Consider the following 20,832-nt stretch of genomic DNA (forward strand, 5'->3'; position numbering starts at 1 on the left):
CAAAGCCCTTGCGTTGAGTTTGTTCATACGTACCGCTTAACTAGCGTAAACGGCGGCGCTCACTTGACGAGGGAATGCCCATTGACTCCCGATATTTTGCGACAGTACGCCGTGCAACGCTAATGCTCTCCTCTTCAAGCAGAGTCACCAAGCGGCTATCGGAGAGCGGTTTTCCTGAGGGCTCATCCTGAATCAGCTTTTTGATGCGGGCGCGAATGGCTGTGCTGGAGTGGCTGTCGCCGCCGTCTTGGCCGCTTACCTGGCTTGAGAAGAAGTACTTAAGCTCGAAAACGCCCCGCGGCGTGTGAATAAATTTCTGCGTGGTCACACGAGATATGGTGGATTCGTGCATCTCTACCGCTTCAGCAATATCCGCTAAAATCAGCGGTTTCATTGCTTCTTCGCCATGCTCCAGAAAGCCAATTTGGCGTGCAATAATTTCACGCCCAACTCGTAGCAGCGTGTCATTGCGACTCGATAAGCTTTTGATCAGCCAGCGGGCTTCTTGGAGGTGCTCTTTGAGGAACTGGTTGTCTTGGCTTTTGTCTGCGCGTTTGATCAAGCTGGCGTAGTCGGGCTGTATACGCAAGCGTGGTAGTGCTTCTGGATTGAGCTCTAAATGCCAACCTTCATTGTCGTGCCGAACGACTAGGTCGGGGGTGATGTAGCTGTCGTCGGTAACGCCATAGGTGCTCCCAGGGCGTGGGTCAAGGCTGCGAATTAAACGGATGACATCGTCAAGCTGCTCGTCATCAAGGCTTAAACGGCGCTTGAGAAGCCGCATATCGTCTTTGCCTAATGCTTCCAAAAACTGGCGAACCAGCCGTTTGGCGGGCATTAGCAGAGGGGTGTCCTCAGGTAGTGAGGCGAGTTGCAGCATCAGGCATTCACGCAGGTCTCGGGCAAAGACGCCGGTGGGCTCAAATTGCTGCAAGCGCAGCAGGGTATTTTCCACTTCCCGCTGGCTTAAGCTGTCATGGCCTTGGGCTTTTAATCCTTCCCGAATGTCATTAAGCGGCTGGGTGAGATAGCCGTTGGCATCCAGCGCATCAATCAGGCTTTCCGCGATGGCGTATTCTCGCGGGCTAAAGTCTGTCATGGCCAGTTGCCATAGCAGGTGGCCATGTAGGCTTTGTCCAGCGGCTTGGCGTTCGAAGTCGGGGCCTTCACTGTTGCCACCCAGGCTGCCTATGTCTTGATAGGTATCTGACCAGTCACTGTCGACGGAGAGTTCGTTGGGGATGCTCTCGGACCACTCAGCCTCTTGAGGCTCACTGACAGCCTGCTCGCCAAACTCATCTTCTTGCTCAAGCATGGGATTGGCATCTAGCGCTTGCTGAATTTCTTGACGAAGGTCCAGCGTCGATAGCTGAAGCAGGGCGATAGCCTGCTGCAGCTGAGGTGTCATGGTCAGCTGTGTGCCGATACGCAATTGGAGAGAAGCTTTCATGACCATCTGAGAACCACTCGTTAATCAGAAAGCTCCACCCTAGAGTGAGTTATGGCTTGGTGCAAGTGCAATAAGCATGCCACTAAAAGAAATGCTTCTGCAGGTCACTGTTTAAAGGCGGAAATCAGCGCCTAAATAGACATCTCGAACCTTCTGGTTGTTGAGGATTTCCTGGGCGTTTCCACTGGCAATGATGTGACCGTCGCCAACAATGTAGGCAATATCACAAATATCCAGCGTTTCACGAACGTTATGGTCGGTGATCAATACACCAATGTGGCGTTTCTTTAACGCTCGAATGATAGCTTTAATTTCCCCAACGGAAATCGGGTCAACCCCGGCAAAAGGTTCATCCAGCAGGATAAAGGCCGGTTCGGTGGCCAAAGAGCGGGCGATTTCAACACGGCGGCGTTCGCCCCCAGAAAGACTCATGCCTAAGTTGTCGCGTATATGAGTGATGTGAAAATCTTCAAGTAGTAACTCAAGTTGTGCTTCCCGGGCGCTTCGATCAAGCTCTTTGCGTGTCTCTAAAATGGCCATAATGTTGTCAGCCACGGAGAGCTTGCGGAAGATGGAAGCTTCCTGGGGTAGATAACCAATCCCTGCCATGGCGCGTTCATGCATAGGAGCATGAGTGAGGTCAAGGTCGTCAATGCCTACTTTGCCCGCATCCAATTTGACCAACCCCACAATCATATAAAACGAGGTGGTTTTACCTGCACCATTAGGGCCAAGTAGCCCAACCACGCTACCTTGAGTGATTTCCAGATTAATATCTTTAACCACACGGCGGCGCTTATAGCTCTTCGCTAAATGATGGGCGTAGAGCGTTTTTACTGGTGTGGGGGCTGGGGATGTTGATGCTGCCACGTGGCCACTTCCTATTGTTCGGGCTGAAGGGTCATACGAATACGCTGATTTTCACTGCCGCTAACGTCAGAGCGTGCTTGTACTACTTCTTGATCGATAAAGTACTCTAAACGTCCACCTTGGAAGTGATCTCCTTGCTGGGTCAGCTCAGCTTGGTCAATCAGCTCAACCCGGCGTTCGGAAACGTGATAAATAATCCGACGCGCCCAGCCTTCTATAGGGGTTTCTTGGTCTTCAATTTGGTTACGCAAGTAAGCACGCTCGCCCGTAGCGATGGCGCGAGACAACTCGCCAGCATTGTTACGCTGAATTTCGACACGCTCGCCGCGTAGCTGCATATTGCCTTGGCGAATGTCAACGTTACCGGTGTACACGGCTGTCCCTGCTCGTTGGTCAAGATCTAACCGGTCGGCCTCCACATGAATAGGCGCTTGGTTTTGTGCCGCTACAGGCAGTGCAATTGTGACAAGCGGCACGGCTAGGGCAAGAAGTACAGTGCGGATTAGAGCATTCATCGCGACTCCTAAGGGGAACGGGTGGCCGGCGGATGAACGCCGCGCACGTTGTTGGTTAAACGGACTTGGCTGTCATCCAGCCATACATCCATTCGGGAGGCTTCCATACGCTGAGGGGGCTGCTGCAACACTACGTGGGTGTCGCTCCAGGCATGCCGGGTGGTCCCGTCGTAGTTTAATAGTTCGCTATCAAGCTGCCACCCCTCTTCAGGCGCTAGTAGTCGCGCGGAGCCTGCCAATGTTAATGCTTGGGTTTCAGTATTGAGGGTGCCAGTGTTCGCCGTGGCGAGCCACTCACGTTGTTCGCTATCAAACAGCGTGGCACGGGGTGACAACACGTCAGTCATTGCCGTTTGCGGAGTATGCACCAGCCGTGGGGTTACCAGAGATTGCTGAATAGTGCCTGTTTCGCCAAATAGGGTAATTTCGGCATTCTCTAATACGTGCCCAGGTTCCTGGGCACGAGCTTCAGAGTCAATCTCAGTCTCCTGGGGGCCGCGAGGGTCTAGCCAAACCAGCACGCCGCCTAGGGCGATGACCATTGCCGTGATCCAGACCCGTTTTCTTACCCTAAAGCGCATTATGGCTGTCCGTGCAGATACGTATCGAGTACGGCATCCCAGTGCCCTTGGGACGTTAGGAGCGTATCGCAAATTTCACGCACAGCCCCGTGTCCGCCAAGGCGTTCAGTGATCCAGTCGGCATGGGGGTGCATGTAGTCCGGAGCATTGGGGACCGTAATACCGACACCGGAGCGCTTGATCGGAGCAAGATCAGGTAGGTCATCTCCACAGTAGGCGACCTGTTCTAAGGTGATATCAAGCCGCTGACAAAGCGCTCTCAGGGTAGTGAGTTTGTCTTCACAGCCCTGGTATACGTGAGTGATTCCTAAGGCGGCAGCGCGCTGGCTCACCATAGGTGAATCACGGCCGGTAATCAGCGCCACATGGATGCCGACACGCTTGAGTAACTTCAGGCCATGACCGTCCTGGGTGTGAAACGCTTTGATTTCGATACCGTCAGCCTGAAAATAGAGACGGCCGTCAGTAAGTACACCGTCTACATCAATCGCAAGCAGTTTTACGCGGCGAAGCCGGTCGAGTAGTGCATCAGGTAGGGCCATAAAGCCTCCATCATCCATTGCCAAAAAAGCAGTATAAAGTCGTTAAATAACGCCGCTGGCAAGCAGGTCATGCATATGCAGCGCGCCGATGGGGCGCTGCTGTTCATCAACAACAGCCAGTGCAGTGATACGGTTATCTTCCATAATGCGCACCGCTTCGGCAGCTAGTATGTCTGGACCAATGCGCTTGCCGGGGCGCGTCATTACGTCATCTACCTGAACATCGCGCAGGTCGTGGTGTTGGTCTAGCGTGCGACGCAAGTCGCCGTCGGTATAGACCCCGGCAAGACGGCCTTCGCTATCCACCACGCAGGTAAAGCCCAGCCCTTGGCGTGTTATCTCAAGTAGTGCATCGCGCAGCGGGCTGCCCAGCGCTACTTGAGGGAGCCGTGAGCCATCGTGCATTAAGTCGCTAACACGCAGTAGTAAGCGCTTACCGAGGCTGCCGCCAGGGTGAGAGAGGGCAAAGTCTTCAGCGGTAAAGCCCCGTGCTTCCAATAGAGCAACAGCAAGGGCGTCGCCTAGGGCAAGGGCGGCGGTGGTGGAGCTGGTGGGTGCTAGGTCAAGCGGGCAGGCTTCTCGTTCTACACCGCTATCCAGGTGGGCGTCTGAGTGCTGTGCAAGAGTGGAGCCTGGGCGGCCAGTCATACTGACCAGCGGTGTGCCAAGGCGCTTGAGTAGCGGAAGTAGGGCCGTTACTTCAGCGGTTTCACCGGAGTTAGAGAGTGCCAAAACCACATCGGCGCGGGTAATCATGCCCAAGTCGCCATGGCTGGCTTCACCTGGGTGAACAAAAAAGGCTGGAGTGCCTGTGCTGGCTAGGGTGGCTGCGATTTTGCCGGCGATATGACCTGACTTTCCCATGCCGGTGACTACCACGCGTCCCTGACAGGCAAGCATAAGCTGACAGGCGTGGTCAAAGTTTTCATCTAGCTTGGCTTGCAAGCCGCCAATAGCCGCTTGCTCGATTTGCAAGGTGCGCAGCGCACTTTCACGCAGTTGGCTGGGTGTAGAGAGTGGCTGGCGCATGGCATGTCTCGTTTTCATGATGTGAGTAGGTGACTAGTAAGAATAACATCTTGCAGCGGTGTTTAGCTAAAGCATGCAGCAAGTACCTGCGGTATTAGTGAGTTCTATTGACGAGTGGTTTGTACGGCAATGATTTGTGCGACTGTTACTAAGAGTAGCGTTAGGATACGATGTTCGATAATATTTCGAAAACACTGTTTTCTAAACTGCCCCGCGCCCAGTCGGTTTATACTGACGCGTTCTGGCATCAACGATGAAGGTCAATCAGCATATGACGGATGTTCCCTTCATACAGGTTGAAGATGTTTACTTTTCCCGTGGAGATAACGATATCTTCCGTGGCGTTAATATGACCATTCCGCGTGGCAAAGTCACCGCTATTATGGGGCCAAGCGGCACGGGTAAAACAACGCTATTGAAGCTCATTGGTGGCCAATTAACGCCAGACCGTGGGCGGATTTTAATTGATGGGCAGGATGTTCACCGCCTGTCACGCAAGGCGTTGTTTACGCTACGTAAGCGTATGGGAATGCTGTTTCAGAGCGGCGCGCTGTTTTCGGACTTAGATGTTTTCGAGAATGTGGCCTTCCCGCTGCGGGTGCATACTGACTTGCCCGACACCATGATTCGCGACTTAGTGTTGCTAAAGTTGCAGGCAGTAGGGTTGCGGGGGGCAAGGCATTTAACTCCCGCTGAGCTATCAGGGGGTATGGCGCGGCGGGTGGCATTAGCGCGGGCAGTCGCACTTGACCCTGAGTTAATCCTTTATGATGAGCCATTTGTAGGCCAGGATCCTATCTCTATGGGTGTGCTGGTGCAATTGATTAAGCGGCTCAATCAGGCGCTGTCGCTGACCTCGGTAGTGGTCTCCCATGATATCAAGGAAACGCTGAGTATTGCCGACTATCTCTACCTGATTGCGGATGGGCAGGTGGTGGCGCACGGCACTCCGAGCTCGCTAGAGGTGAATCAAGACCCTCGTGTCAGCCAATTTATGCACGGCGAGCCAGATGGTCCCGTGCCGTTTCACTATCCCGCAGAGACGCTCTACCGGGATATTCTCGGTCACGATTTAGCACTTAAGGCAGGGTAGATGCAGTCTAAATTTTCTCACTACACGGCGCGGGTTACCCGCCTAGGGCGTAAAGGGTGCGACGTGGTCGAGGCTTTAGGGCGCGCCACGGTGTTTCTTGCTCAGTCGGCCGTGGGAGTGCCGTCACGAGAGGGGTGGTCGCTTTGGCTGCGCCAAATGCACTTCGTGGGTGTGCTGTCTCTGGCCATCGTGCTGGTGTCGGGGCTTTTTATCGGCATGGTGCTGGCGCTACAGGGATATACCATTTTAGTAGATTTTGGTGCCGAGCAGGCATTAGGCCAAATGGTCGCGCTTTCTCTGTTGCGAGAGCTGGCACCGGTAGTTGCCGCGCTGCTGTTTGCCGGGCGGGCGGGGTCTGCTTTGACTGCTGAAATTGGCCTGATGAAAGCCACCGAACAGCTCACTAGCATGGAAATGATAGGTGTGGATCCGCTGCGTCGCGTGGTGGCTCCTAGACTTTGGGCGGGCTTCGTAGCGCTGCCTATTCTTACCGTTGGCTTTAGCGTGGTGGGTATCTGGGGCGGCTACTTAGTTGGCGTCGAGTGGCTGGGCGTGTTTGAGGGCTCTTATTGGAGCAATATGCAGGCCAGCGTGTCGTTCATCGATGATATCGGCAATGGCATGATCAAAAGCGTGGTGTTCGCGCTGGTGGTGACCTGGATTGCTGTGTTTCAGGGTTATGACCTAGTGCCAACCTCTGAGGGGATTTCGCGAGCTACCACCCGTACGGTGGTCTACTCCTCGTTAGCGGTGCTAGGGCTGGATTTCGTTTTAACCGCCGTTATGTTCGGCGGCCTTTAAGGGTGGAGTAATGTCATGAAGCGCAGCAAAACCATGGAGTTTGGCGTTGGCCTGTTTATGTTGGCTGGCATCATAGGGCTGGTATTCCTCGGCCTGAGAGTCAGCGGTTTAACGCTCTCAGCACCTTCAGATACGTTCCGCTTGGAGGCCAACTTCGCCAATATCGGTGGGTTGAAGCCGCGTGCCCGCGTCACTATGGCAGGGGTTACCGTGGGCCGGGTGGAGTCAATCGAGCTGGATACGGAGTGGTACGACGCTCGTGTCACTTTAAGCTTGGATAGTGAGCTTGAAGGCCAGCTTTCCCAGGATACCACCGCAGCCATATTAACGGCTGGCCTATTGGGCGAGCAGTACATTGGGCTAAGTGTTGGTGGGGCACCAGATGTGCTTGAGGAGGGTGACGTGATTCGTGATACGCAGTCCGCTCTGGTGCTTGAAGAACTTATTCAGCAATTTGTATCCAATATGGTCAGCAACTAGCTGCCTTTAGCTATCTTCATTTGAGAGGTTGATATGATGCATAAGGTTTTTCCTGTTTTCGTTCAGCGGCTCGCGTTGGCTGCCATGCTGTTGCTGGCACCGCTGCTGGCCCAAGCACAAACACAGTCTCCAGAAGAGATGATTCGAGACAATATCGAATCCTTTATGAGCCAAATTAATGGCAAAGAGGACTACTACGCCAATAATCTAGATGAGTTGAAGGCGCTGGTGAATGAAAGCCTCAACGAAGTAGCAGATTTTCGCTATATCGGTGCCAGTGTGATGGGCAGCTATTTCCGTAATGCCACGCCAGAGCAGCGCAGCCGTTTTGCGGATGTCTTCCGCCAGACGCTGATCGATACCTACACGCGTGGTCTGGTGACCTTCGACTACGACGAGCTGCGTGTGTTGAGCCAACAGCGTGCCCAGCGTCACGAAGATCAGGCCAGCGTCGATATGGAAGTGGTGGCCAACAATGGTCAGGTCTACCCGGTCAGCTACAGCCTGCGTCTTTCTGACGGCCAATGGCGTGTCGTGAACGTAATTGTCAACGGCATTAACCTGGGCTTGACCTTCCGTAATCAGTTCGACCAAGCCATGCGTGACAATAACCGCGATTATGATGCGGTCATCCGTGGTTGGGCGCCAGAAATAGGTGTGGACGAGCTAGAGCAGGGAGGCGACGCGTGACATCGCTGCTGTCTCGTTCAGAGGTGTCCCTAACGATTCAGGGTGATGCGCTCATGGTTGCTGGCGACCTGACAATGAATGTAGCGACTGAGGTGGCCGCTGCAGGTGTGAAATGGTTACGCAGTGCCAAGTGTTTAGAGGTCTGCTTTGACTTTGAGCAAGTCAGTAAGGCCAGCAGCGTTGCTATTAGTGTCTTATTTGAATGGCTGCGTGCTTGCCAAGCGCTGCAGATCACGGTTCGTTCGATTGTCTTGTCGGCCCCGCTCAAGCGGCTGGCCTCTTTGGCGGAGTTGGATGCGCTTACTTCCTCATCCGTTTCAGCTTGAACTGAGCGATCTTTAGAGCAGCCCACGGGCTGCTCTATTTATTGGTGGCTTGCACGGCATCGCCAAGCGTGTCGCTTTTCTTTATCATGTTCGCCTATTGGTTACTATTTCAACGACCCCAAAGGAGTTTCCTGTCTCATGCAACCCAACGAGGTAAAAGCACTGCTTGAATCCCGCATCGATGGGTGTGAGTTTCACATCCAGGGTGAAGGCTGCAATTTTCAGGTGATTGCAGTTGGTGAAGCCTTTGAAGGTCTTTCTCCAGTGAAGCGTCAACAGCTTGTATACGCAGCGCTTAGCGAGGAAATCGCTTCGGGTGCACTGCACGCTATCAGCATTAAAACGTTTACTCCGACGCAGTGGCAAACTGCGGCGGAAAACGCTCAGTAACGGCCGCTCCATGGATAAACTCATTATTACGGGCAATGGCTCGGTGGATGGCGAAGTATGGGCAAGCGGTGCGAAAAATGCCGCGCTGCCTATTCTATGCGCGAGCCTATTGGCAGATGGCCCAGTGGTTATCGGTAACCTGCCGCATTTGCAGGATATTACCACCACGCTTGAGCTGTTGGGACGAATGGGCGTTGAGCCTGTGATGGGTGAAAAACTGAGCATTCAACTGGATGGCTCTCAGGTCACTCAATGCCATGCGCCTTACGAGCTGGTGAAAAAGATGCGCGCCTCTATTCTGGTGCTGGGGCCGCTGCTGGCGCACTTTGGTAAGGCGGATGTCTCACTGCCTGGTGGTTGCGCCATTGGCTCACGCCCGGTGGATTTGCACCTGCGTGGTCTGGAAGCCATGGGGGCGGAGATCCACGTTGAAGCGGGCTATATTCGTGCCCGTGTCGACGGTCGTTTAAAAGGTGCAACGATCTTTTTTGATACCGTGACGGTGACAGGCACAGAAAATCTGCTCATGGCGGCTACGCTCGCCGACGGCAGAACGGTTCTTGAAAACGCCGCCCGTGAGCCTGAGGTGGTGGATCTGGCCGAGTGCTTGATCAAAATGGGCGCGAAGATTCATGGTCACGGCACGGACACCATCATCATTGATGGCGTTGCCTCGCTGCACGGCTGCGAGCACGATGTCATGCCCGACCGTATCGAGACGGGCACCTTCCTGGTCGCGGCGGCAATGACCGGCGGGCGGGTAAAAGTGAAGCGTACCCGGGCCGATATTCTTGAAGCGGTACTCGCTAAGTTGGAAGAGGCGGGTGCGGAGGTCGACAGCGGTGAAGATTGGATTTCGCTGGATATGCATGGCAAGCGCCCGAAGGCGGTTAATATCCGAACGGCGCCTTATCCCGCATTCCCCACCGATATGCAGGCTCAGTTCGTCGCTATGAATGCCGTTGCAGACGGGCATTCACGGGTAGTAGAGACAATCTTCGAAAACCGCTTTATGCACGTTCAAGAGCTTAACCGGATGGGCGCGAATATCGTACTGGAGGGTAACGCCGCGTTAATTAAGGGCGTTGATAAGCTTTCTGGAGCCCCGGTGATGGCAACGGACCTTCGTGCTTCGGCATCTCTGGTTATTGCGGCCATGATGGCCGAAGGAGAGACCCTGGTCGATCGCATCTACCATATTGATCGTGGCTACGAGTGTATCGAGGAAAAATTACAGCTGCTGGGGGCGAAAATTCGCCGTATCCCCGGCTAAGCCACGCGGACAACACTGGCCTTAGACCATGAGTAAGCAACTGATTTTAGCCCTTTCAAAAGGGCGTATTTTGGATGAAACGCTGCCTCTGCTGGCAGATGCGGGCATTACGCCCGCTGAAGACTTAAGTAAAAGCCGCAAGCTGCTTTTTGATACTAACTTGCCGGACGTCAAGCTGGTGATCATCCGCGCCACCGATGTGCCCACCTACGTACAATTAGGTGCCGCCGATGTGGGCATTGCAGGTAAAGACGTGCTGCTTGAGCATGGCGCGGAAGGCCTTTATGAGCCGCTAGATCTAGAGATTGCTCGCTGCAAGCTGATGACTGCGGGTGTTACCGGGCAGCCCCCTGCCAAAGCACGCCGCCGCGTGGCGACCAAGTTCGTCAACGTAGCGCGTCGCTACTACGCCGAGCAGGGGATCCAGGCAGAGGTCATCAAGCTCTACGGGGCGATGGAGCTGGCTCCGCTCATGAACTTGGCCGATGAGATCGTTGATATCGTCGACACTGGCAATACGCTTCGCGCTAACGGTATGGAACCCCGTGAGCTCATTGCCCATATCAGCACGCGTTTGGTGGTCAACAAAGCGGCCATGACCATGAAGCACGACCGTATTAAGCCGCTGCTAGCGCGCCTGGAAAGTGCCGTAAAAAAGCGTCAGACGCAGCCTATCGAATGACACGAGGTTCATCATGAGCGATACAACCACAGCCACTATTGCCCGCCTCTCGACCAGTGAAGCGGCTTTCCATCAGCGCCTCAATGCGCTGTTGGATTGGGAGGGCGTGTCTGATAAAGCGGTCCAGGCTCGTGTTGAGGAAATCTTGGCAGACGTTAAGCAACGCGGTGATCAGGCGGTCATTGAGGCAACCAACCGCTTTGACCGTTTATCGGTCGAATCGATGGCGCAATTGCGCCTAATGCCAGAGCAATTAAAGAAGGCGTATGATGGTTTGCCTGCCGAGCAGCGTGATGCCCTGGCAATGGCTGCCGAGCGTATTAAGCGCTACCACGAGCGGCAAAAACCGACCTCTTGGCAGTATGAAGAAGCCGATGGCACGGTGTTAGGCCAAAAAGTGACACCGCTTGATCGTGCAGGCATCTATGTTCCAGGCGGTAAGGCGGCTTATCCGTCGTCCGTACTGATGAATGCCATTCCTGCCCACGTGGCAGGTGTGCGTGAAATCGTCATGGTGGTACCTACCCCTGATGGTGTGTTGAATGATCTGGTATTGGCGGCGGCGCACCTAGCGGGCGTGGACTACGTGTTCACTATTGGTGGCGCCCAGGCCGTTGCCGCGCTTGCCTACGGTACGCAAAGCGTTCCTCGGGTCGATAAAATTGTGGGACCCGGCAACATCTACGTGGCCACTGCCAAGCGGGCCGTGTTCGGCCAGGTCGGCATCGATATGATTGCCGGGCCCTCCGAGATTATGGTGGTGTCGGATGGGCAAACCGACCCGGATTGGATCGCCATGGACCTCTTCTCTCAGGCGGAGCATGACGAAGATGCCCAGGCGATTTTGGTGAGCTGGGATGCCGCGCATTTGGACGCCGTGGCGGCTTCCATCGAGCGGTTGCTGCCAACGCTAGAGCGCGAAAAGATTGCCCGCGCATCCCTGAACCGTCGCGGCGCACTGATTCTGTGTACAGATCAGGCCGAAGCGGTTGAGATGATTAACCGTATCGCTCCTGAGCATCTTGAATTGTCGGTTGCTGAGCCTGAGGCATGGCTAGACGATATCCGCCATGCGGGCGCTATCTTTATGGGGCGCCACACGTCGGAAGCCCTGGGGGATTACTGCGCGGGGCCGAACCATGTGCTGCCGACATCCGGCACGGCGCGATTCTCATCACCGCTCGGGGTGTACGACTTCCAGAAACGTTCTTCCATTATCCACTGTTCCCCTGAAGGGGCGTCTGAGCTGGGTAAAGTCGCTTCGGTGTTGGCCCGTGGGGAGTACCTCACTGCCCATGCTCGCTCTGCCGAGTATCGGGTTCGCGATTAACGGGCAGTGTGTTTAGTGTAGCAGGGCGGCTTTAAGAGCCGCTCTGCCTGTCGGCTGATGTTGCGTTGGTCGGCACCGGGCGCTCGCCTACCTCCAGCGTCATCTCCATGCGCTCGCCGCCGCGGACAATCGTCAGAGGCAGTGACGTGCCGGGAGGAATAGATGCAATGTCACTCATAGTAGCGCGTGCATCTAAAATGACCTGGCCATCAATAGAGAGCAGTACATCCCCCGGTTGTAAGCCTGCCTGTGCGGCAGGTCCGCCGCTTACCACGCCTGCTACGATCACGCCTTGTGGGGTGCGTAGCCCAAACGAGGCTGCGAGCTCTCGCGAAAGCGCCTGAGCCTCAATGCCCAGCCAGCCGCGAATTACGCGACCGCGAGTCACCAGCTCATTGAGTATGCTGTGGGCAAGGTTGGCGGGAATTGCGAAGCCGATACCTTGAGAGCCGCCTGAACGTGAGAAAATTGCCGTATTAATTCCCACTAGAGCGCCATCAGGATTAACTAGTGCGCCGCCTGAGTTGCCGGGGTTAATGGCCGCATCGGTCTGAATAAAATCCTCATATGCATTAAGCCCTAAATGGCTGCGCCCTGTGGCGCTAATAATGCCCATAGTGACGGTTTGGCCAACGCCGAAGGGGTTGCCAATTGCCAGTGCCACATCGCCGACGGCGACCTGTTCTGAGTCGGCAAGCTCAATCACCGGTAGACTTTCAAGATCAATGCGCAGCACTGCTAAGTCGCTTTCTGGGTCTGTACCAATCACTTCGGCCAGCGTTTCACGCCCATCGCGCAGGGCAACCTGGATTTGATCCGCGCCATTAATCACATGATGGTTAGTCAGTACATAGCCATCCTTGCTGACAATGACGCCAGATCCCAAGCTGGAGAGCATCCGTTGATGGGTTGTGGCATCGTCGCCGCTGAAGAACTGCCGGAAGAAGGGGTCTGACATCAGTGGGTGCTGGTCGCGCTCTACAATCCGGGATGAATAGATGTTCACCACCGCAGGCGCTGCTTGGTTAACTGCATCGGAGTAGCTAGCCGGGCCCTGGTTGCGGGCAAGAGGTTCTGCTTGGCGAATGTCGGGCGCAGGTCGGTTAGTGCTCTGCTCGTTGCTGGTAGTGGGTACCAGTGCCGGGGGTGTTTCCACCGCTGCGGGCGGAGTCTGTCGAAACGGGTTTGGCAACTGCTCTGGGAACGCGAGCAGTAGCACGGCAGCTAGCAAGAGCCCCGTGGTAATGGGCCATAAATAGGGCAGCACAGAACGGTGCATGCGAGGATTCCTCAGCGGGTGGCAGTCTAAATAGTCGCGAGGTTCGCGATAATGCGGAGCGAGTTTTACAATGGCGTTATGGTAACACTGAATGCCGCTGTGCCTCACGGTGGCTGTTTAAACTGTTAAGGAGTGAGTGTGAATCATCGCGATCAACTTGTCGCCGCTTGTGACCATCAGCTGCGAGCCGAGCAATTTAAGGACTTTACGGTTAATGGGTTGCAAGTTGAAGGGCGTGATACCGTCAAGCGAGTGATGTCAGGAGTGACGGCGTGCCAGGCGCTGTTAGATGAGGCGGTAGCATGGCAGGCTGACATGGTGTTGGTGCATCACGGTTATTTTTGGAAAAACGAGCCAGTGCCTATTACAGGAATGAAACAGCGCCGCATTAAAACGTTGCTCGCCAATGATATAAGCCTTCTTGCCTATCATTTGCCATTAGATGCCCATGTGGAGATGGGCAACAATGCTCAGTTAGCTAAGCGGCTCGGTTGGAAAGTAGAAGGCTGTTTGGATGGGGAGCTGGGGGAAGGGCTGCTCTGGTCGGGGCGTTTGGTTGCGCCCCAAAGTATTGGTGAGCTTGCTGAGCAAATAAGCACCACGCTTCAGCGGTCTCCTCTTGTTGTGGAAGCGCCGTTTGCTGAGCAGCCTATAGAGCGAATCGCATGGTGTACGGGCGGAGCACAGGATATGATCACCGCTGCCTACGAAGCAGGGGCGCAGGTGTTTGTGTCTGGAGAAATATCTGAGCGTACCACGCATTTGGCGCGTGAAATGGGGATTCACTATATTGCGGCGGGCCACCACGCCACTGAGCGTTATGGTGTCCAAGCGCTTGGTGAGTGGCTAGGCAGTGAGTTCGGTGTGGAGCATCGTTTTGTGGATATTGATAATCCTGCCTAGCTCAAGGGCGCAGGGCACCTGTCGCTCATTGATCGGGTGCCCTGCTGGCGATACGCGGCAGTAATGGCGGCGTTTGCCTTAGTAGCGGGGAGGTTGTGCTGCTGTACCTTCAGTAGGTTGGTGGCTCTCTTTTAAGCCAAAATCTTCTGACAGCGTACCGTTTTTGCCCGCTGCGTAGTCTCTAGGCATTGCCACGTTGCTGTCGTTTTCAGTGTCGCTTGTGGTGGTGCTGGATGACGGCTTAACGCTGGATAGTTTCCACTGAGTTGCTTCGTTCTCTACCTGTTGCTCAAGCTGATCAGCTTCGTGGCGAATGTTTTCTAAGCGCTGCTGAATGCTCGTTAAGTGGCTGCTCATGCCCTTCTTTAGTTCAGCGATTTGGTGTTCACGTTCAAGCAGTGTCTGCTTGAGTGAAGCGGCATCCCGCGCACCTTTGCTGAAAAGTCGATAGCACACTAAGCCGATGATAAAGCCGATGATAAAGCCGACGATTAATCCAATGATTGCAAAAGTGAATGGCGAGCTTGCTTCCACAGTCTTCTCCCTAAGTAATGCGCGCCACTGAACACAGGGCGTGGCTTTTAAAAACAGCCCCATTATAGGCGCGTCTAAGTCGGTTGGGTCAATCCGCTCATGCGCTTAGCGTTTAAGCGGCGTATAATTAGCCCCATTTTATTGAGCAAGCTTTATCTGGCGGGCGGTGGCGCGTCGAGGATACGGCTTGGACAATGCGTTGCGGGAGCACATTAATGGCATCAGTATCTGCACGTCAGGCGTCTGATCAAACGCGCCGGCCAACGCCGCTTGAGCGTTATCAAGAAGACCTCAAGCGTAGCGATTTCCAATATGACTCTGCCCAAGAACAAGCAGTGAAGCATCTGCAGCGCCTCTATGATGAGTTGGTGTCAGCGCCGACCACGGTGCCCAAAGCGATAGTCGCCAGTAAAGGCATCAAGGCCAAAATGGCAGGCTTGCTGGGTAAGAAAAATGAACCGGCCAAACCCCCAGTACCGCAGGTGAAAGGGCTCTATTTTTGGGGTGGCGTGGGGCGTGGAAAAACTTACTTAGTCGATACCTTTTATGAAGCACTGCCGTTTCCCGAGAAGATGCGCACGCATTTCCACCGCTTTATGCAGCGGGTGCACAACGAGCTGACACGCTATAAGGGCGAGAAAAATCCGCTTACGCTCATCGCCGGTAAATTTGCGGCAGAGGCGAGGGTAATCTGCTTTGATGAGTTTTTTGTTAAAGACATTACCGACGCGATGATTCTGGCCAATTTGCTGGAAGCACTGTTTGAGCGTGGTGTTGTGCTGGTGGCGACGTCGAATATTGTACCCAATGACCTCTATAAAGACGGCTTGCAGCGTGCACGATTTGTGCCTGCTATTGAGTTGCTGAACCGTCACTGTGAGGTGGTCAACGTTGATTCAGGGGTCGACTACCGCTTGCGTGCTCTTGAGCGTGCAGAAATTTTCCATGCGCCTTTAGATGACGCTGCCGAGCAGGAATTGGCACGCAGCTTCAGAGAAATTGCCGGACAGTCGGGTGAGGAGGGCGCGCCGCTGGAGGTGAATCACCGAGTGCTGAAAACTCGCCGCTTGCATGATGATGTGGTGTGGTTTGAGTTTGCCGAGCTGTGCGATGGCCCTCGTAGCCAAAATGACTATATCGAGCTTGCTCGGGAGTTTCACACAGTGTTGGTAGCCAACGTCCCGCGAATGGATGGTAAAACGGATGATCAGGCGCGGCGCTTTATCAACATGGTGGATGAGTTTTATGACCGTGGCGTAAAGCTGTTGATGTCCGCTGAAGTGCCGGTGGAGTCGCTGTATAACGACGGTAAGCTCACATTTGAGTTTCAGCGTACTCTGTCGCGGCTCCAGGAGATGCAGTCTCGCGAGTACTTGGCGCTGGCTCATAAACCCTAGTGCCTGCGCATGCATCAAAAAAAATAGCTACGGCACTTAACTTGGGCACATGCTTACTGTAGAATGCCGCCTCGCTACACGTTGCTGGCTAAAATCAGCAACCAAAAAAAAATAGGGATGGTGCTTCACCGCTTGGCGGTGTGAGTCACCCAACACACTTAATCTGGTGATTTCATCCATGAAGACGTTCAGTGCTAAGCCGCAGTCCGTCCAGCGCGACTGGTACATTGTCGACGCTACGGACAAAACGCTCGGTCGTCTGGCAACCGAGATTGCTCGCCGCCTGCGTGGTAAGCATAAGCCCGAATTTACCCCTCACGTTGATACCGGCGACTACATCGTCGTGATCAATGCAGAGAAAGTCCAAGTAACCGGTAACAAGGCGAAGGCTAAAACCTACTACCGCCACACAGGTTACCCGGGCGGTCTGCGCTCCATGACATTCGACAAAATGCTCGACCACGCTCCCGAGCGTATCATCGAGTCTGCCGTTAAAGGCATGCTGCCGAAAGGTCCGTTGGGTCGCGCCATGTACTCCAAGTTAAAAGTGTACGCCGGTGCCGAGCATCCGCATGCTGCCCAGCAGCCGCTTGAACTGAACATCTGAGGAAATCTTCGCCATGACACAGCAGTATTACGGTACCGGGCGCCGCAAGACTTCCACCGCTCGTGTGTTCCTGAAGCCGGGTTCCGGCAAAATTACCGTCAACAACCGTGAGCTTGACCAGTACTTCGGTCGTGTTACCGGTCGCATGGTTGTTCGTCAGCCGTTAGAGTTGACTGAAACCCTAAACCAGTTCGACGTCTACGTTACCGTTGAAGGCGGCGGCGGCTCTTCACAGGCTGGCGCTATTCGTCACGGCATCACGCGTGCCCTGATGAACTACAACGAAGACCTGCGTCCTACGCTGCGTGCCGCTGGTTACGTTACCCGCGATGCTCGTCAGGTTGAGCGTAAGAAAGTCGGTCTGCGTAAAGCACGTCGTCGTCCGCAGTTCTCCAAGCGTTAATTTTACGCTATGTGGCAAACACGCCCAGGTCAAAGACCTGGGCGTTTTTTTATTGGAGTATCAAAAAATTATAACGCTCGTACCACCATGGTCCGGGGCGGTTGTTCTTGTGCAGAGCGCTTTGTTTTTTTAACATAGACTGTATTTGATATTCGTCGTCGCAAGACGCCTTTGCGACGGAACGGGTAAGCTGATGGGAGAAACCAGAAATGGCAGATAACGGCGTAAACAAAGGCCGGCGCCGTTTCCTCGTAGGCGCCACCTCCGTTGTGGGGGCGGTGGGCGCTGTCGGGGTTGCGGTCCCCTTTGTGGCATCTTGGCAGCCTAGTGCCAAGGCAAGAGCGGCAGGCGCGCCGGTTCAAGCGGATATTTCCAAGCTTGAGCCAGGTCAGCGTATAACCGTCGAGTGGCGTGGTCGCCCGATTTGGATCATTAATCGTACGCCTGAGATGATCGAACGGACCGAAGCGCTAGGGGCTGACAGCTTGGCGGATCCAGAGTCCGAAGTGCCACAGCAGCCTGCCTATATCCAGGGTGGTCTGCGCTCGATCAAGCCTGAGATTGGTGTCTTGATCGGCATCTGTACCCATTTGGGCTGTTCTCCCTTGTATCGGCCCGAGCCGGATGCGGAAGGGGTGGGTGTCGATAACTGGCCGGGTGGTTTCTTCTGCCCATGCCACGGCTCTCGTTTTGACTTGGCCGGTCGCGTCTTTAGCAACGTTCCTGCGCCGACGAACCTTGAAGTGCCCCCCTATCGCTTTGAAAGCGATGACATCATCGTGATCGGCGAAGATGAGGAGAGTGCCTAATGGCTAATCCAAATAAGGCGAAGGCCGAGAGTGGCATCATGCGCTGGGTGGACGACCGATTCCCCGCCACGCAAATGATGCAAGACCATCTGACGAAGTACTACGCGCCGAAGAACTTCAACTTCTTCTATATATTTGGCGTGTTGGCGCTGCTGGTGCTGGTCAACCAAATCCTGACCGGCGTTTGGTTGACCATGAGTTTCAATCCCTCTGCCGAAGGTGCGTTTGCCTCCGTCGAGTACATCATGCGTGATGTCGAGTGGGGCTGGTTGATTCGCTACATGCATACGACGGGGGCATCCGCCTTCTTCGTGGTCATCTATCTGCATATGTTCCGCGGGTTGCTTTATGGTTCCTACAAAGCGCCACGTGAGCTGGTGTGGATTTTTGGTATGGCCATCTATCTTCTGCTGATGGCCGAAGCCTTCATGGGCTATCTGCTTCCATGGGGTCAGATGTCTTACTGGGGGGCGCAGGTCATTATCTCGCTGTTCTCGGCCATCCCGGGTATTGGCCCTGATCTAGCGCAGTGGGTGCGCGGTGATTTCCTAATTTCAGGCATCACGTTGAACCGTTTCTTTGCGCTTCACGTCGTTGCGTTGCCCATCGTGATTTTGGCATTAGTCGTGCTTCACATCATTGCTCTGCATGAAGTGGGTTCTAACAACCCTGATGGTATCGAAATCAAGCAGAAGAAAGACGAGACCGGCAAGCCGCTCGACGGCATCGCTTTCCACCCGTACTACACCGTGAAGGACTTGGTTGGTATTGCGGTGTTCTTGTTTGTCTTCAGTGTCGTGGTGTTCTACTTCCCGGAAGGGGGGGGCTACTTCATCGAGCGGCCGAACTTTGAACCGGCTAACCCGCTGAAAACGCCTGACCACATTGCACCGGTTTGGTACTTCACGCCGTTCTACGCCATTCTGCGTGCGATTACCTTCTCGCTGTTTGGTCTTGACGCTAAGTTCTTGGGTGTCGTCTGCATGGGTGCGGCCATCGCGGTGTTGTTCGTGCTGCCGTGGCTCGACCGTAGCCCGGTGCGCTCGATGCGCTACAAAGGCTGGATGTCCAAAGTTATGCTGCTGCTGTTCTGCATCAGCTTTGTAATTCTTGGTATTCTAGGTGTGCTGCCGTCCACAACAGGTCGCACCATCTTGGCGCAAGTGTGTACAGCCATTTACTTCGCCTTCTTCCTGCTGATGCCGCTCTACACCAAGCTGGAGAAGACTAAACCCGTTCCGGAAAGGGTGACTGGCTAATGAAAAAGCAACTATTAGCACTGCTCTTCGCAATCGTGCCGGTAACCGCGATGGCGGCTGGTGGCGCAAGTGTGCCTCACAGCATGGAGCCTGACCTACAGGATCAGGCGTCTCTGCAAAATGGCATGAAGCTCTATGTTAATTACTGCATGGGCTGTCACTCGCTTGAGCACCAGCGCTTTGCGCGCGCGGCTGATGATCTGGGTATCCCCCAGGATCTGGTAGAAGAGAACTTAATCTTCTCCTCAGACTTAGCGTTCAACGACCAGATGCACATTGCGATGGATCGTGGCGATGCAGAGTCTTGGTTTGGCGCTCCGCCGCCCGACCTGACGCTGGAAGCGCGCCTACGTGGCACTGACTGGATCTACTCCTACCTGTTGGGCTTTTACAAAGACCCGAGTCGTCCCACTGGTGTGAATAACACCGTGTTCGATTTGGTGGCGATGCCTAACGTGCTGGAGCCTCTCCAAGGCGTTCAGGAGTTGGTGTGTGCCGAAACCGATCAGCCGGTGGCGGGGCAGTCTCCCGACCCGCTATCAGGTAAGTATCAGTCTTGTGATGTGCTGCAAGTGACTCAGCCAGGGGCGATGGAGCCAGCCGAGTTCGAGGAAGCGGTATATGACCTGACCAACTTCCTGGCCTACGTGGGTGAGCCTTCCAAGCTGCAGGCGCAAGCCCTGGCACCTAAAGTACTTATCTTTATCTTTATTTTTGGTGTGATTGCTTACCTACTCAAGCGTGAGTACTGGCGAGACGTCCACTAATCAGTAAAGTAGGATAGGCGGTTCAGGCGCACGGCGAAAGCCGTGCGCCTTTTGTTTGCGGCGTGATTATGTATCGTTGGCTACCTTCCCATAAGAGGGTGCTGGCATGTTATTATCGAGAATTGTTTTGATGCGAGGATGCTTTCATGGGTGTTGTGGCCAAGCGGTCGTCAATGATCTTTTACTCGGGTAGTGATGATCATTTCAGTCATCGAGTGCGCATTGTTCTGGCTGAAAAAGGAGTAGCGGTCGACATCGTCGATGTCGCTGAGGAGCAGCCGCCTGAAGAGTTAGCAGACCTCAATCCGTACAACAGCGTTCCGACGCTGCTGGATCGTGACTTGGTGCTTTATGAATCCAAGGTAATGATGGAATATCTGGATGAGCGTTTTCCTCATCCGCCCTTGCTGCCGGTCTATCCTGTAGCGCGTGCTCAAAGCCGTCTGTGGATGCATCGCATTGAGCGCGAATGGTGCCCGATGTTAGAGCAGATTCGCACCGGTGGTAAGAAAGAGGCCGATAAGGCACGTAAAGAGCTGCGTGAAAGTCTCATTGGCATTTCGCCCATCTTTGAAGATATGCCTTACTTCATGAGTGAAGAGTTTACGCTGGTAGATTGCTGTTTGGCACCGATCCTGTGGCGTTTACCTGAGCTGAATATTGAGTTGCCCGAGAAGCAAGTGAAGCCGCTGTTAGGTTACATGTCGCGGGTATTTGAGCGCGAAGCGTTTAAAGAATCTTTGAATGAGCGTGAAAAAGAGATGCGCGCTTGAGTTCATTCGGCCTCTTAGCTCTGTGGGCAAGAGGCCATATTTGTTAGGA

At 54.4% G+C, this 20,832-nt stretch carries 25 protein-coding genes; 17 read left to right on the top strand and 8 right to left on the bottom strand.

Features of this window, described 5'->3' with window-relative positions:
• Nucleotides 1-40 precede the first annotated feature (40 nt).
• From A3220_RS04245 to A3220_RS04270, 6 genes are all read right to left on the bottom strand, one after another.
• Nucleotides 41-1,456, bottom strand: coding sequence for an RNA polymerase factor sigma-54 (locus A3220_RS04245; RefSeq protein ID WP_062373375.1), 1,416 nt, complete (start codon nt 1,454-1,456; stop codon nt 41-43).
• Nucleotides 1,457-1,561: 105 nt separating this feature from the next.
• Nucleotides 1,562-2,320, bottom strand: a complete 759-nt coding sequence (gene lptB / locus A3220_RS04250) for an LPS export ABC transporter ATP-binding protein (RefSeq protein WP_058577875.1) — start codon at nt 2,318-2,320, stop codon at nt 1,562-1,564.
• A gap of 11 nt (nt 2,321-2,331) precedes the next feature.
• Complete coding sequence (gene lptA / locus A3220_RS04255) at nt 2,332-2,835, bottom strand: lipopolysaccharide transport periplasmic protein LptA (RefSeq protein WP_062373377.1); 504 nt, start codon at nt 2,833-2,835, stop codon at nt 2,332-2,334.
• An 8-nt stretch (nt 2,836-2,843) separates the two neighbouring features.
• Nucleotides 2,844-3,416, bottom strand: coding sequence for an LPS export ABC transporter periplasmic protein LptC (gene lptC / locus A3220_RS04260; RefSeq protein ID WP_044629950.1), 573 nt, complete (start codon nt 3,414-3,416; stop codon nt 2,844-2,846).
• Nucleotides 3,416-3,958, bottom strand: coding sequence for an HAD hydrolase family protein (locus A3220_RS04265; protein ID WP_044629951.1), 543 nt, complete (start codon nt 3,956-3,958; stop codon nt 3,416-3,418). The genes lptC and A3220_RS04265 overlap by 1 nt, the downstream gene beginning before the upstream one ends.
• 42 nt (nt 3,959-4,000) lie before the next feature.
• On the bottom strand, nt 4,001-4,987 hold the full coding sequence (locus tag A3220_RS04270) for a KpsF/GutQ family sugar-phosphate isomerase (protein WP_062373381.1): 987 nt from the start codon (nt 4,985-4,987) through the stop codon (nt 4,001-4,003).
• A gap of 271 nt (nt 4,988-5,258) precedes the next feature.
• Here A3220_RS04270 and A3220_RS04275 point away from each other — a divergent pair, with 271 nt between their 5' ends.
• The 9 genes from A3220_RS04275 (at nt 5,259) to hisD (ending at nt 12,052) form a co-directional block, all read left to right on the top strand.
• The gene (locus A3220_RS04275; protein ID WP_062373478.1) at nt 5,259-6,080 is read left to right on the top strand and encodes an ATP-binding cassette domain-containing protein; all 822 of its coding nucleotides are present in this window, start codon (nt 5,259-5,261) and stop codon (nt 6,078-6,080) included.
• Complete coding sequence (gene mlaE / locus A3220_RS04280; protein ID WP_044629953.1) at nt 6,081-6,881, top strand: lipid asymmetry maintenance ABC transporter permease subunit MlaE; 801 nt, start codon at nt 6,081-6,083, stop codon at nt 6,879-6,881.
• 15 nt (nt 6,882-6,896) lie between these two features.
• Nucleotides 6,897-7,361, top strand: a complete 465-nt coding sequence (mlaD, locus tag A3220_RS04285) for an outer membrane lipid asymmetry maintenance protein MlaD (protein WP_062373384.1) — start codon at nt 6,897-6,899, stop codon at nt 7,359-7,361.
• Nucleotides 7,362-7,397: 36 nt separating this feature from the next.
• Nucleotides 7,398-8,051, top strand: a complete 654-nt coding sequence (locus A3220_RS04290; RefSeq protein WP_062373481.1) for an ABC transporter substrate-binding protein — start codon at nt 7,398-7,400, stop codon at nt 8,049-8,051.
• Nucleotides 8,048-8,377 (top strand): STAS domain-containing protein, encoded by a 330-nt coding sequence (locus A3220_RS04295; protein ID WP_044629956.1) that lies wholly within the window; start codon nt 8,048-8,050, stop codon nt 8,375-8,377. The genes A3220_RS04290 and A3220_RS04295 overlap by 4 nt, the downstream gene beginning before the upstream one ends.
• A gap of 138 nt (nt 8,378-8,515) precedes the next feature.
• The gene (locus A3220_RS04300; protein WP_044629957.1) at nt 8,516-8,767 is read left to right on the top strand and encodes a BolA family protein; all 252 of its coding nucleotides are present in this window, start codon (nt 8,516-8,518) and stop codon (nt 8,765-8,767) included.
• Between the two features lie 10 nt (nt 8,768-8,777).
• Nucleotides 8,778-10,040, top strand: coding sequence for a UDP-N-acetylglucosamine 1-carboxyvinyltransferase (gene murA, locus A3220_RS04305; protein ID WP_062373387.1), 1,263 nt, complete (start codon nt 8,778-8,780; stop codon nt 10,038-10,040).
• Nucleotides 10,041-10,068: 28 nt separating this feature from the next.
• Nucleotides 10,069-10,722: an ATP phosphoribosyltransferase gene (gene hisG / locus A3220_RS04310; RefSeq protein ID WP_054641296.1), complete on the top strand. Its 654-nt coding sequence runs from the start codon at nt 10,069-10,071 to the stop codon at nt 10,720-10,722.
• Nucleotides 10,723-10,735: 13 nt separating this feature from the next.
• On the top strand, nt 10,736-12,052 hold the full coding sequence (gene hisD / locus A3220_RS04315) for a histidinol dehydrogenase (protein ID WP_044629960.1): 1,317 nt from the start codon (nt 10,736-10,738) through the stop codon (nt 12,050-12,052).
• Nucleotides 12,053-12,083: 31 nt separating this feature from the next.
• On the opposite strand, the gene A3220_RS04320 is transcribed toward hisD, so the two are convergent.
• Nucleotides 12,084-13,331: a Do family serine endopeptidase gene (locus tag A3220_RS04320; protein WP_058577877.1), complete on the bottom strand. Its 1,248-nt coding sequence runs from the start codon at nt 13,329-13,331 to the stop codon at nt 12,084-12,086.
• 138 nt (nt 13,332-13,469) lie between these two features.
• Here A3220_RS04320 and A3220_RS04325 point away from each other — a divergent pair, with 138 nt between their 5' ends.
• Nucleotides 13,470-14,234: a Nif3-like dinuclear metal center hexameric protein gene (locus A3220_RS04325; RefSeq protein WP_062373390.1), complete on the top strand. Its 765-nt coding sequence runs from the start codon at nt 13,470-13,472 to the stop codon at nt 14,232-14,234.
• 78 nt (nt 14,235-14,312) lie between these two features.
• Here A3220_RS04325 and A3220_RS04330 read toward each other — a convergent pair whose 3' ends face one another.
• Entirely contained in the window at nt 14,313-14,768 is a 456-nt protein-coding gene (locus tag A3220_RS04330; protein WP_044629963.1) for a DUF1043 family protein, read from the bottom strand.
• Nucleotides 14,769-14,983: 215 nt separating this feature from the next.
• On the opposite strand from A3220_RS04330, the gene zapE reads away from it, so the two are divergent.
• The 7 genes from zapE to sspA all read left to right on the top strand — a co-directional run bounded on the left by zapE (nt 14,984) and on the right by sspA (nt 20,783).
• A complete protein-coding gene (gene zapE, locus A3220_RS04335) occupies nt 14,984-16,165 on the top strand; it encodes a cell division protein ZapE (RefSeq protein ID WP_062373393.1) in 1,182 nt (393 codons plus the stop codon).
• A gap of 178 nt (nt 16,166-16,343) precedes the next feature.
• On the top strand, nt 16,344-16,772 hold the full coding sequence (rplM, locus tag A3220_RS04340) for a 50S ribosomal protein L13 (RefSeq protein ID WP_044629965.1): 429 nt from the start codon (nt 16,344-16,346) through the stop codon (nt 16,770-16,772).
• Nucleotides 16,773-16,785: 13 nt separating this feature from the next.
• On the top strand, nt 16,786-17,175 hold the full coding sequence (gene rpsI, locus A3220_RS04345; RefSeq protein ID WP_044629966.1) for a 30S ribosomal protein S9: 390 nt from the start codon (nt 16,786-16,788) through the stop codon (nt 17,173-17,175).
• 209 nt (nt 17,176-17,384) lie between these two features.
• The gene (petA, locus tag A3220_RS04350; RefSeq protein ID WP_062373395.1) at nt 17,385-17,984 is read left to right on the top strand and encodes a ubiquinol-cytochrome c reductase iron-sulfur subunit; all 600 of its coding nucleotides are present in this window, start codon (nt 17,385-17,387) and stop codon (nt 17,982-17,984) included.
• A complete protein-coding gene (locus tag A3220_RS04355; RefSeq protein WP_044629968.1) occupies nt 17,984-19,243 on the top strand; it encodes a cytochrome bc complex cytochrome b subunit in 1,260 nt (419 codons plus the stop codon). The genes petA and A3220_RS04355 overlap by 1 nt, the downstream gene beginning before the upstream one ends.
• Nucleotides 19,243-20,010 (top strand): cytochrome c1, encoded by a 768-nt coding sequence (locus tag A3220_RS04360; protein ID WP_044629969.1) that lies wholly within the window; start codon nt 19,243-19,245, stop codon nt 20,008-20,010. Before A3220_RS04355 ends, A3220_RS04360 begins: the two co-directional genes overlap by 1 nt.
• A gap of 146 nt (nt 20,011-20,156) precedes the next feature.
• On the top strand, nt 20,157-20,783 hold the full coding sequence (gene sspA, locus A3220_RS04365; protein ID WP_044629174.1) for a stringent starvation protein SspA: 627 nt from the start codon (nt 20,157-20,159) through the stop codon (nt 20,781-20,783).
• Nucleotides 20,784-20,832 lie beyond the last annotated feature (49 nt).

It is taken from the genome of Halomonas sp. KX33721 (genome assembly GCF_001596805.1).
GTDB lineage: Bacteria > Pseudomonadota > Gammaproteobacteria > Pseudomonadales > Halomonadaceae > Vreelandella > Vreelandella aquamarina.